Origin of the sequence: Paenibacillus zanthoxyli JH29, from assembly GCF_000520715.1 — a bacterium.
In the GTDB taxonomy this organism is placed as follows: domain Bacteria; phylum Bacillota; class Bacilli; order Paenibacillales; family Paenibacillaceae; genus Paenibacillus_AQ; species Paenibacillus_AQ zanthoxyli.
In genome coordinates, this window is the sequence record NZ_ASSD01000658.1 from 1 (window position 1) to 12,457 (window position 12,457).

General features: G+C 44.0%; 8 protein-coding genes. 1 reads left to right on the plus strand and 7 read right to left on the minus strand.

Annotated features, from left to right (window positions below; translation table 11 throughout):
• Both L691_RS30170 and L691_RS0125090 read right to left on the minus strand, forming a co-directional pair.
• Positions 1–3,168 (minus strand): OmpL47-type beta-barrel domain-containing protein (locus L691_RS30170; RefSeq protein WP_036738258.1); only part of this gene is annotated, 3,168 nt, incomplete at its 3' end.
• A gap of 21 nt (positions 3,169–3,189) precedes the next feature.
• Positions 3,190–3,849, minus strand: coding sequence for a hypothetical protein (locus L691_RS0125090; protein WP_025692974.1), 660 nt, complete (start codon positions 3,847–3,849; stop codon positions 3,190–3,192).
• 1,250 nt (positions 3,850–5,099) lie between these two features.
• Here L691_RS0125090 and L691_RS0125100 point away from each other — a divergent pair.
• A complete protein-coding gene (locus tag L691_RS0125100) occupies positions 5,100–5,588 on the plus strand; it encodes a DNA alkylation repair protein (protein WP_269634891.1) in 489 nt (162 codons plus the stop codon).
• A 62-nt stretch (positions 5,589–5,650) separates the two neighbouring features.
• Here the strand turns inward: L691_RS0125100 and mtnN are convergent, their stop codons facing one another.
• The 5 genes from mtnN to L691_RS0125125 all read right to left on the minus strand — a co-directional run.
• Positions 5,651–6,736 carry a 5'-methylthioadenosine/S-adenosylhomocysteine nucleosidase gene (mtnN, locus tag L691_RS30175; RefSeq protein WP_025692976.1) on the minus strand — a complete coding sequence of 362 codons (1,086 nt, stop codon included), beginning with the start codon at positions 6,734–6,736 and terminating at the stop codon, positions 5,651–5,653.
• A 242-nt stretch (positions 6,737–6,978) separates the two neighbouring features.
• Positions 6,979–9,441, minus strand: coding sequence for a glycoside hydrolase family 31 protein (locus L691_RS0125110; protein ID WP_025692977.1), 2,463 nt, complete (start codon positions 9,439–9,441; stop codon positions 6,979–6,981).
• A gap of 83 nt (positions 9,442–9,524) precedes the next feature.
• The gene (locus L691_RS0125115; protein ID WP_036738260.1) at positions 9,525–10,361 is read right to left on the minus strand and encodes a sugar ABC transporter permease; all 837 of its coding nucleotides are present in this window, start codon (positions 10,359–10,361) and stop codon (positions 9,525–9,527) included.
• On the minus strand, positions 10,358–11,209 hold the full coding sequence (locus L691_RS34445; RefSeq protein WP_408634795.1) for a carbohydrate ABC transporter permease: 852 nt from the start codon (positions 11,207–11,209) through the stop codon (positions 10,358–10,360). The genes L691_RS0125115 and L691_RS34445 overlap by 4 nt, the downstream gene beginning before the upstream one ends.
• 580 nt (positions 11,210–11,789) lie before the next feature.
• The coding region (locus tag L691_RS0125125) for a sugar ABC transporter substrate-binding protein (protein WP_025692980.1) at positions 11,790–12,457 on the minus strand (668 nt) is incomplete at its 5' end.

Below are 12,457 nucleotides of genomic sequence, written 5' to 3' on the forward strand. Positions count from 1 at the left end.
GAGCGCCACACTATGCCCGGATCCAGCTGCTACCGAAAGGACATGCGTTAACCCCGGAATCTGTACAGCTGTGGTCTTCGAGGTGGTCGTTCCATCTCCCAATTGACCGCTGCTGTTGTTCCCCCACGACCGCACCGTGCCGTCTTCTTTAATTTGAAGGGTATGAAATGTTCCAGCACTAACAAGGCTTATTGGTGTCCTAACAACATATACACCATCAAGTGAAGAATTCTCAGCTTCATCCCGTGCGACCACTTTGAATGTATAAGTTTTATTAGAATCAAGGTTGTTAAATGTAAATTCAGTGTCAGTTGTCCTACCTAATAATTCAGAATATTGATAGACATCATAACCAATGACTCCCACATTATCGGTGGACGACAACCAAGATATTTTTACTTTATTATAGTTAAATGAAACGATATCAAATCCAGTTGGTACTGATGGCTTCGTTTTATCAACTTTAGCATCGCCGACAACTTCCTCACTAAAATTAGATGCATTATCTACCGATCTAGCAAAAACATTATATAATCCCTCAGTATCAATAATAATAGGACTGGTGTAATCCTTCCATTCTCCGTTTTGTCCTATCTTATATTGATATTTTTGAAAACCACTATTAGGAAAACCCTTATCAGTGTCAGTACCACCTGATAATGTAACAGTGACAAACAGATTCGTCCATTTCATTGGTTCAACAGTCATTATTGGTTGAGGTGGATTCGTTTTATCAACTTTAGCCACCCCAGTAACTTCCTCGCTAAGGTTAAAAACATTATCTACCGATCTGGCAAATACATTATAAAGCCCTTCGGTATCAATGATGAACGGTGATGTGTAATCTTTCCACTCTCCATCCTCATTTATCTTATATTGATATTTTTGGAATCCACTATCTACATCAGTTCCTCCAGATAATGAAACAGTAACAAACTGATTGGTCCACTTTGTTGGCTCAACAGTCATTACAGGTACGGTTGGATTAGTAGTATCAACCTTTACAGTCTCAGTTAATACTTCGGAGTCATTTCTATTTCTGTCTCTGACATAGGATTTGAAATTATATATTCCAGTTTCAGGTAATGCAACTGGTTCCGTGTATTCTTTATATTCAGATTCATTAAGATCATAAAATGTTTTATATACACCGGATGCATCGTCTTCTCCAGTTAAATTGTAGTAAACATTTTTCCCATACCATTCATTAATACCTTTTACTCCTTCAACATGCGAACTTATTGTTGGTAATATTTCGTCTTGTGACCCACCTGGGCCTAAATCTACAGATGGTTCAATCGTAGAGTCTATGGTTCCATCACCGTTATAGTCAATGTTGAGAAAGATCTGACCCACTCTATTTGTGGCTGAAGTGAAGACAGAAGTTGGAGTGACATCTATATCATCGAAACGAGCTATTCTAGCTTCTTGATCGTTCTCATCAATCCATTTTAGAGTATATACCATTTTTCCGTAACTTGTCCCATTTACTACAACGTTATAATTACCTTCATTTAAAAAAGCAGCTTGCTCATCTTCAACGTATAAGTATTCACTATAAGGTATATTTTTCTCATACTCTCCTGATGCAGTAGGACCTACATGATTTCCTAAAGAATCATACACATTCAGATTTGCAGGAGCTTCAACAATAACTCCAACGGATTTTTGTTTTTCAGTTGTTTTTCGAATCCCTGATACTACTTCGTTTGGAACGCCTTTTAATATATTCACTACTTGTTTTTGTACTTTTACATTATTGAATAATTCCCCATGTTCTTCTTGAATATAGTAAGTCTTCTCTGCTGGAAGTCTTCCTGCAACGTTTGCACTAATTACTGGAACTGTGCCGTCACCCTGAATCATTTTCAAATCATTATTTGTAATACTTGGTTGAGTCCCCATTTTTATGGCCATCTCTCCAACCGTTGAATTCTTATCGCCAATAATATAATAGGAATCTACAGAGTTTAAATTTCTTATTATATTTAGGCTATTATGAAACTCATTCGCTTTATCTAAATAGTTATCATTTGACCAAGGTCTCCTCTCTTTGAAGTAGGTGGTAGTAGCGTTATAACCAGTAACTTTAACTTTATCTTTTACTTGTCTTCCAGCGCCTGTATAAGTTACATAAGTAATGTATGAATCTTTATGATTCCAATCAAAATAATTTGATGGTGGAAGCAGTTGATATACTGAGTAAATATTAGGTACCACATCTTTCAATAGACTATTAATTGCTAGATTTTGAAGTGTCGATGCTCCATTTCCTGTCTCAAAAATGTAGGCTGCTTTTGGTGCACCTAAATAAGGAGTTCCTATAGTAATTAATTTATTTATATTATTTCCATTGCCTTGATTAATATATTCAGTAGCAACTAACCCCCCCATACTATGAGCGACAATATATATCTTACTATACGGATTATCAATCTTCGCATTATCTATGACTGTCTTCAAACTCCTTGCACTATCCTTAATATCTAGTCTCCAATCATATCCAAAATTAATTACTTTAAAATTATTATTAAAAAGATAGGTTGCCATATCTTCATAGAAATCTTTTATAGGAATACCCGATTTTAGATTTACAATTGATGTTCCGTCTGCATTCATTTTTAATTTCGGTATATCCCGAGCAAAAGTAAGGTTGCCAGGTTTCCAAACCTTATTATTATTAGCTTGCTCAAACATCTCACTCCCCATAATTCCCGGAATAAGAACCACTACATTTCTATAGACTGTAACAGTACATTCCCCTCCGTAACTATATGCATTGGTTGGTCTAACAACTATTCTGTATACCCCATCTTTCTCAGTAGTATATTCAAATGTATCGCTATAAAGTCCGTTATCACGATAGAAAGATGTCCAGAGTTCATTATTTCTATATATTTTTATTTCAACTTGATGTGGCGAATCATTAAAACTATAATGAATTCTCATATTTCTACTACCAATTTCAATCTCTGAATCTTCTGCCCATACATTAGTACTAAGAATACCAATAGAACCTCTTTGTTGGTCTTCAGGATTATTAATCTGCAATTCATTTTCTATATCAGTCTTTTGTAATTCAGTATCAATAGACTGTCCAAACGTTTCAAAATTAAATAATGAGAACTGCAGTATTAAACAAAGCAAGATGATTGATATTTTTTTCATTATTCCTTCCTCTTTCAATAGTTATTTAGTATAAATGCCAAATCTTTCACATGTATAATTTGGAAAACAGTTGAGTATTCCCTTTCGCTTATCTAATAATAATACAATTGATTCCTCTCCATTCTTTCTAAGCATTGTTAGGTTAAGTGCTCTGAGAGGTAAAATTTTTATAATTCCGTAAATTTCTTCTTTATCAAGTTCCTCCTCCGTCTGTTTCTTCAGAATGATGGATAATTTTCTCCCATCTTTAATTGTCTCATCCTCACTTTTTTTGATATCCACCTGATAAGAAAAATTCGTCCCCTGTAATTGCTTGTTAATTTCCTGATAGATCTCTTGGCGACTCTTTAAGTCTGGTAAAGACCTCTGTGCAATAGTATCTTTAATTTCTGATCCAATACTCGCCATAAAAGGACTGAAAATAAAAAAGATGAAAAAAATTAAAATATTTATACCTATGAATTTCTCTGTTGTAAATTTCTTTAAATAATTCATAATGAAAATAGGTCCTCCAATTATGAAAACAATGGCAACAAAAGATATTGCAATAATAACCGGAATGATTTTACTCTTATTAGAAAGAAAAAGGCTTATAAAAAAATAAAAAGTTAAAATACCTAGTAAAGCACTAACGCTTAATCCAATACATCTTATCAACAAGAATTTAAATTTTTTTCTCATATATTCATCCTCTTTTATAAATTTCTCAAATTCTCTGAAAAGATCATTAAAATTATGAAAATAAAAAGGAATAATTCCATATAATCATATTTATTCTCCCAATTCCTTTTAATGTAATCATCGGCAATCTAACTCAAAAGATGAATAGTTGTCGGAAATATATAGGGCGAACTTGATAAATAAAATGCAAATAGAGGAGTAAGGAAACAAAACTAATAAGACAAAGGGAGAGGGGGTTTACAAACTATAGGAGCGATAGCGACCGTCTTTGTCATCTGATTTTGTCCGCAAAGAGTGGTATAAAACAAGAAATTTGGAGATAACAGCAGACGGATGGTTAAACATTTCCCATAGTCACGACCGAAACTATTCACTAAGTGTAATAATGATTTAAAGTGAATAATCATTGCAAATAGCCTCTATTATTATATAATCTTCCTCTTCCAACTTAATATTTTGAATTTTCCATCCATTAATTCAGTACTTATCTTGATCATTCCTGCGTTCAATTTTCCAAACATAAAATAAGAACAACTGTATAATAATATAGACCCAAAGAAGAATTACTATCATTTGGAGTTGATATCCTGAGAAATTAATAAAACTTGAATTCATATACTTATCACTAATTTTAAATAGTATTAACAGTATAAAGCTGGGTAGCAAACTCGCTATTAACCATATTAATTTATATTTTAGGATATTGACCCTGAAAAATATAACATTATTAATTAATAATAGAAAAGAGGTGAGGCATACGATTTTAATATATCCCTCAAAATCTTATGGCTCCATCCTTCGATCTTGATACCAAGTATGTACACAAACATAATATGTAAAATAATAACAACTAATACGTATAATAACGCTCTAATTATGGTGATTTTTAGATTCTGCATATCCTCTCCTTTCTCCTTACTTCCATTTGCATCAAGTCATAATCGTATATGACACCGAGCTCAGAATTCTACAGTTTAATCTCGCCTCACAATTGTAATAGTCCTAATTAATATAATGCTCCTTTCTTTTTATTGATGTAGAACTAAATAATTCCCCTTAAAAAATGCATACATCTAATTTTTTTCTATAGCAGTTTTTATCGGACAACAATTCCAATAAGTGTATATCTAATTTGATTATATATCAATAAATTCCCAATCTATTTGTATTATAAAAATTTATTGGTATAAGAAAATGTTATTAGTGATGGTATTCTTATTGAAAATGTAGTTGTAATAGAGTGGATTCCTCTGCTGTGGGAAATGCCTGAGCGCGAGTATCAATACTGCGGGGTGGATATCGTGCAATCCCTGCGAAAAAAGCTGGAACCCGCCGACCTCCCTATGATCGAAGCCTGCATCACCCGGCACTCCTGGTGGGATACCGTTGATCTGCTTGCTTCAAACGCCGCAGGGTTTCTGCTGCGCAAATACCCCGAACTTCAGCCGGAGTATGGCGAGAAATGGCTGCATTCCGATAATATGTGGCTTAACCGCACGGCACTCCTGTTTCAGCTTCATTATAAGGAAGCGACGGACGAAGACCTGCTGTACCGCTATATCCGCGAGCATGCATCGTCCAATGAATTTTTCATTCAAAAGGCGATCGGCTGGGCTTTGCGGGAATATTCCAAGAGCAATCCGGCGTCAGTCAAGGCATTTATCAATCAAGAGGAATTGAAGCCGCTGAGCCGGCGGGAAGGGCTGAAATGGCTGATGAGAGCCGATACAACGAACTAGAGCCCTCCCTGGCAGGGGAGAGCTCTTCATAAACCGCAGAACGGTTAGGGTGTGAGTATCAATTATTCATAAATGTAAACATTGGAGCCAAGGACATCCGTCTTCACCCCGAATATCTTATCTAGCGAGTCCAGTTCGATCCATGCTGTGCCCTGGCTGACCATCGTCTCCCCAGCTTTGACCGGAATGTGCTTGCCGCCGTGAACAACATGGATTTGCTTCTTGGCGATGTCCCAGCTCACTTCCGACCCAAGGCTTTCCAGAACGCCGCGCAGCGGAACCATCGCTTCACCGTTCACATATTGTCCGAGAAGCCCGACCACTTCTTTACCATCTGCGTACACTTGCAGCTTGTCCGAGAAGGTCACGCCGCTCTCGATTTCTTTGATCACTTCGATGACGAACTCGGAGCAGTAGTCAGCCGACTTCGGATCGAAATCTTCATTATACAATTCGGAATTCGACAAGATCCGGATACCCAGAAAAGGAACATTGAACGTCTTGGCTACCTCGGCAACCGATCCGGTCTCCATTTCTTCCGCACTAGTACCCAAAGTATCATGCAGCTCCTTAATGCGGTCGAGTTCTCTGTTCCATGCGTCCGATGTGCCGATTACTCCAGAGACCACTTTACCGTGCTGATACCGGTCCGCCACGCTCATTGCCGTCTTATACAGTTCAGGGTCCGGCTCAACCGGCTCTGTAAGCACCTTCCAGCTACCGGTGTCGACTCCCGCCCCGGCATCCCGATGTGCGGATTGGAACCAGCCGTAATTAATGCTTTTCGCGCCAACCACGATGTCGAACTTATGGAGTGCCGGGTCGTGACCGCCCGCCGTTCCCTGGTTGATGATCGCTTTTGGATGATATTTCTCAATTAAAAGCGTGGTTGAAGCGGAGGCGTTCACCATACCGATATTCGTTTGGGAGACGACAACCGGAACGCCTGCGATTTTGCCGGAATAAAAATGATATGAACCGAATGTTTCCGTCTTATAATCGCCCATTTGCTTCAGGAAGTAAGCGACTTCCATGTCCATTGCGCCTTGTACGGCGATTGGCCGGACCTCTTGACTGTTCGCGGCTTGGACTTGCAGAGGCATTAGAATCAAAAGAAATGCGAAACTGGATAACAACCATTTTTTCATCTGCGATCACCTCATCGAGTTATATTTTCAATATCTAGAAGATAATCGCACGTCAGCTTTATCGTCAATTACATAACATGCATTATGTCAAGTCGCACAAAAAAACAGGTATATTTTGTTATCCAGTCTAAACTCACTTGTAAACATATGGATTATTATTATTTTCATGTAATTTTTATTCACGCCATAATGCTTAAAAGTTAACAAGTCCGATCAGCACAGGCAGCGGTCATACCGCCTTTTTACAGAGCTTGAATAACCAGTTCCATATCCTCCAAAGGCTGGTCCATAACCACAGTCAGTTCTCCGGCGGCTCGGTCGAAATGCCATCCCTTGGCGAGCCCCTTCAGTTCTTCCCGGCTAGGCGCTTCTGTCCCGAAATCCAGACGGCACCCGGCAAACCGGAGATGCTTGAACGTTATGGTCCATCTCTTCCAGCCCTCGGCGTAACCGATACATGCAGGTTGAATATGGAATTTGACCGTTCCCTCAGTCCCTTCCACCGTCAACCGGTGCAGGTTGAAGGAATTGTCCTTAAAGGCATAAGTCGTTCCGTCGTCATCGTACAGGTCAAAGGCGCCTTCGCCATTCTCCGGTGTATAAATATCCAGCAGCAGCTCCGGCGAGCGTTGAAATTCGGTTGATGCGGCCGGTTCGGTACGAGGGATCATTGCCCCTTCCTTCACGTACAGCGGCAGCGTATCTAATGGAGCATGGGCCATAAAGTGGCTGCCCCCTGCCCTTCTTTCACCCGTCCAGTAGTCGAACCAATTTCCTTCAGGCAAGTAGACGACACGGTGATACGTATCGGGGCGATAGACGGGAGCCGCCAGCAGCTGATCTCCGAGCAGGAATTGATCGCACAGGTTCACCGTATTGGGGTCGTCCGGGTACTCCAGCAGCAGCGGCCTTATGACCGGCATCCCCGTCTCGGCAGCCTCCCGGAACACGGAATACAGCAGCGGCATCAAGGAGTAGCGCAGGCGGATGTAATCCCGGCAAATGTTCTCCACATCGGTTCCGAAGGACCAAGGTTCCTGGCGAACGGTGTCCAGCATGCTGTGATTCCGGCAAAAAGGGAACAGCGCTCCCATCTGCGTCCATCTCGCCAGCAGTTCTCCGGTCGTGTGGTGACCGAATCCCCCTATATCGGGACCCGCGAAGGCTACGCCCGACAGCCCCAGATTAAGCACCATCGGCATCGCGAGCGCCATATGCTCCCAGTAGCTGCGGTTGTCGCCCGTCCAGACGGCCGCATAGCGCTGGATTCCAGCGTAGCCGGCGCGCGACAGCACAAATGGCCGGCGTCCGTCCAGATTATTGGCCATCCCTTCCGCGGTCGCTTTGGACATCATCATGCCGTACAGATTATGAATCTCTCCGTGCGTTGCCGGATGGCCGTTATTGCCATGAAGCGTAGCCGGCTCAATCGTCTTGCACTCGTTGAAGACCGAAGGCTCATTCATGTCGTTCCAAATACCCTCGATCCCCATCTCCGTAAAGAACCGGTGAAGCCCTCCCCACCATTCGCGAACCTTCGCCTCCGTGAAGTCGGGAAATACGCTTTGGCCCGGCCAGACCGGACCGATAAAGGGAGCGCCGTCCGGCTTCAAGCAGAAGTAATTCGACTCCGCGCCTTCTTGATAGACGTGGTAGTCCGGATCGAACTTGACGCCCGGATCAACGATAGGCACAATCCGGATGCCAAGACTTTTCAATTCCGCAATCATCGCTTTCGGATCGGGGAACCGCACCGGATCAAACGTAAAGACACGGTATTCGTTCATATAATGAATGTCCAGGTGGATGACGTCGCACGGAATTTCTTTTTCCCGAAAAGTACGGGCCAGCTCCAACACTTCCTCCTGGTCCATGTAGCTGTAGCGGGACTGGTGATATCCTATGGACCACCTTGGCGGCAGCTGAATCCGTCCGGTAAGAGCGGTATAGCGCCCTACCACATCCTTGAATTTCGGTCCGGCGATGAAGTAATAATCCACCCCGCCAGTTTCCGTATGAATCGTGAACGCCTGCTCCGAGCCGCGCATGTCGAACACCGATCTCCCAGGATTATCCAGCAAAATCCCATAGGCATTCCCCGGCTCGTTTACGATTAAAAAAGGAATCGACTGGTACAGCGCTTCAATTTCCGGCACATGCGGGGAAAAGTTATCGGAGTTCCACATTTCGTAGCGCTCTCCCCGTTTGTCCAGAAAGCCCGTCTTCTCCCCCAGCCCGTAATAATGCGTATGCTCCGTTGCCTGGAACAGAGCGGCCGCCGCTTTGTCTTCGTTCCAGGCGAGCAGCGGATGATGAGCCAGAATCTGTCCGGACTCATTTATGAACCGGAGACTGCTGTCTTGTTTGGCGACTTCAACCGTTATGCCGTCCGTTTCAATCCTATAGGCGGACTCGGTGTCGCTTACCTGCAGTTCCGCTTCTTTACCGCTGGGATTCTCCTCGTACCCGATGACCGCCTCTGTGGTGCGCAGATGAATCGGGTCTCCAGGCCCGGCTCCGGCGAACAGCTTGATCCGGATGATTCCTGTACGAACTCTGCCCACGGCGAGTTTGCCATTTTCACAAGTGAAAAGTACGAGCCCGCCTTCCGCAGTAACGGCCTGAACGCGCCCGAGCGTCTGCGTGAACGCGGCTGCGTAATCGGCCTGTATTTTATCGGGACTGATCTGTTCGCTGGTTAACATATCTTGATCCTCCTGAACATTAGTTAAACGTTAATATCCTTGAACTTCACTTCATGGTTAAAGTTTACATTTAGAGCATGTGCTCATCCCTTATCGGCCCCAGCCGTCAATCCGTCTACCAGGAAGCGCTGCATCAGGATGAACAAGATGGTGACCGGAACGGCAGCCAATACGCAGCCTGCGGCAAACATCGTAAATTCATTCGAGAAACGGTCGCCGATCATGTCGAACAGGCCGACCGCAAGCGTCTTCTTGTCCGGCGAACGCAGGACCAGCTTAGCGAAGATGAAGTCGGTGAACGCCCCAGTGAATGTCATAAGCGCAGTGTACACAATGAGCGGGGTCGACAGCGGGAGCACGATCCGAAAAAATATCGGCATATGCCCGGCTCCGTCAATCCGCGCAGCTTCGACAAGACTTCGGGGAATCGTGTCAAAATAGCTTTTGGCGAACAGGAAGAACAAGGGCGCTCCCGCCGCATAGACGATAATGACCGCAAGATGTGTATTCAGCAGGTTCATTTGATTCAGTAGAATAAAAATCGCAATCATACTCATAAATCCGGGAAATAATCCGAGTACGAGCAGGATGCTCATCAAATTTTTGCGTCCTTTGAAACGGAATACCGACAGCGCGTAACCGGTCAGCAAGGTCAATATCGTGCCGAGGATCATACTGGTAACCGCAATTTTGAGCGTATTGACATACCAGACCGCGAACGGACGCTTCGCGAACAGATCCGTGTAGTGGCTGAACGTATAGGAAGTTGGAAGTATGGTCTCACTGAACAGCGAACTCCCTGTACGGAAAGAAGACATCAGCACCCAGAGAGCAGGATAGATGCAGAACACCGCAATGATCGTAAGCGCAACATAACTGAACGACAGCCGGGTTACCTTTGCCGCTTTTTTGCCAATCATGACGCCTCCTCCTCTTTGAACGCTTTGGTATTGCGCACATTCCAGATAGCGAATACGGACAGCACGATAAAGATAAATATTCCAATGACCGAAGCGAGGTTGTATTGCCCCTGATCCATCGACAGCTTAAAGAGCCATGTAATCAAAATATCCGTATGTCCGGCAAATTGGAAATTCCCGTTGACTGGCTTGCCATCCGTAAGCAGGTATACAATATTGAAATTATTGATGTTGGCGGCAAACTGCATAATGATGAGCGGAGCCATGGAGAACATCACCATCGGGAACGTAATGAGCCGGACCTTCTGAAACCCGCTGGCGCCGTCGATATCCGCAGCTTCATACATATCCTTAGGAATGGTTGCCAGAATCCCGATGATCATCAGCATGGAGACCGGGAAGCTTAGCCAGAAGTTCGCCAGAATCAGGGTCAGCTTGGCCCACATGGGATCGGACAGCCAAGGAATCCTCTCAATGCCGATTAGGGACAAATATTGGTTAACCGGTCCGAATTGGCCGTTAAAGATATTCCTGAGAATTAGCGTCGATACAAACATCGGAATCGCAAACGGCAGGATGAAAATGGTTCGCCACAGGGAACGGAGCCGGATATCCTTCTGCTGAACGAGCAGCGCGACGGCAAATCCGCCGAAATAACCCGTGATCGTCGCCAGGAAGGCCCAGACAAAGGTCCACAGCGTTACGCTGAAGAAGGTATGCCTCCACGCCTTAATGCGAAATATATCCTCAAATGCCTTGAAGCCTTGCCAATCAATCAGACTTTTCGGCGGCATATTCTCCCGGGTGAAGTCCGTAAAGGCAATCAGAATCATGAACAGAATCGGCATAACGGTAAAGAACACAACGCCGATGAGCGGAATCGCCAGTACAATGTGCGGGAATCGGTAAGCCGTAACAAAGCTCAACGTTTGCTTAAACGTATTGGGCGTCACCCCTTCTTCACGCAATTTGCCCGTCCGGTACGCATCCTTGATTCCGGCGGCATACAGCCATACCAGTACGATCATAACGAAGACAGTGACAAGACCTTCGACCATCAAGAAGATGGAGTGGTCTCCCATGACCTGCTTGTACAATCTGCCCACTTTCTTCAGACTCGTTTCCTGTTCGCCAAGCGTAATCAGCGCCCAGAGCGCATGAGGCAAGCGGAAAATCGCGGTATACATACCGATGGCATAAAAGGCCATCATAATCAGGCCCTTTACATATTGCCGGTTATACAACTGACCGAGACCCAGTACCAATACGGATAACAAGGTGGCGTTTCTTCGGTGTTTTTTGGAATCCGGAGGGAACTCTCTCTCCATTGTCAGTTCCTTCATCTCCCTTCAACTCCCATCCCTATAAAGTGGGATCACCCGTCAGCGCCGGGTGATCCCTTATGCGGCTTCAAATTTGTCCGATCGCTTACTTCTTGTTCTGCGAAATGCTGGTCTTCATGCCTTCGGCCGCCCGGTCGAGCGTCGCTTTGGGATCGGCGCCGTTCCAGACATCAGCGAATGCCGGGTCCATATATTGCCCGAAATAACGCATTTCCGGAATACTTGACCACATCCGGCTGTTTTCGATCAACTGCATGAAGCCCTTCATAACCTCATCTTGTCTCAAGCTGTCGTTAATTCCTTTGGCGGCCGGGATGGAGCCGATCAATTCGTTGTCTTTAATCTGCATTTCTTCGGATGTTATGAAGTTGGCGAACAGCTTGGCCGCATTCGGATACTTCGAATAGGTGCTTACGTAATAGGAGGTGGTTCCCGCCAAAGGAACGGGATGGTTCCCGCCTGGCATTGCGGGCATCGGGATAACGGCTACGTTAAATGGAAGGCTGCTGTATTTGCCGATTTCCCAACTGCCATCCATATTAATGGCGAGCTTGCCCTGCTCCCACAGTCCATTCTTCGCGTCCCGGGTCATATCCGTGAATTGCATCGGCAGAATCTCTTTCAACGATTGGAAGAATTGCATGCCTTTGACCGCTCCTTCATTGTTGACGCCGATATCATTCGGATCGGTTTCGTTGTTACCGAAGATATATCCGCCATAGCCTGTCAGGAAGCTGAAGAGATAGAAGGAGC

Excerpts from the sequence above, each read along its gene's own strand:
- mtnN (WP_025692976.1), bottom strand. The coding sequence starts at position 6,736 with ATGAAAAAATGGTTGTTATCCAGTTTCGCATTTCTTTTGATTCTAATG.
- L691_RS0125115 (WP_036738260.1), bottom strand. The coding sequence starts at position 10,361 with ATGATTGGCAAAAAAGCGGCAAAGGTAACCCGGCTGTCGTTCAGTTAT.
- L691_RS0125110 (WP_025692977.1), bottom strand. The coding sequence starts at position 9,441 with ATGTTAACCAGCGAACAGATCAGTCCCGATAAAATACAGGCCGATTAC.
- L691_RS0125090 (WP_025692974.1), bottom strand. The coding sequence starts at position 3,849 with ATGAGAAAAAAATTTAAATTCTTGTTGATAAGATGTATTGGATTAAGC.
- L691_RS34445 (WP_408634795.1), bottom strand. The coding sequence starts at position 11,209 with ATGCCGATTCTGTTCATGATTCTGATTGCCTTTACGGACTTCACCCGG.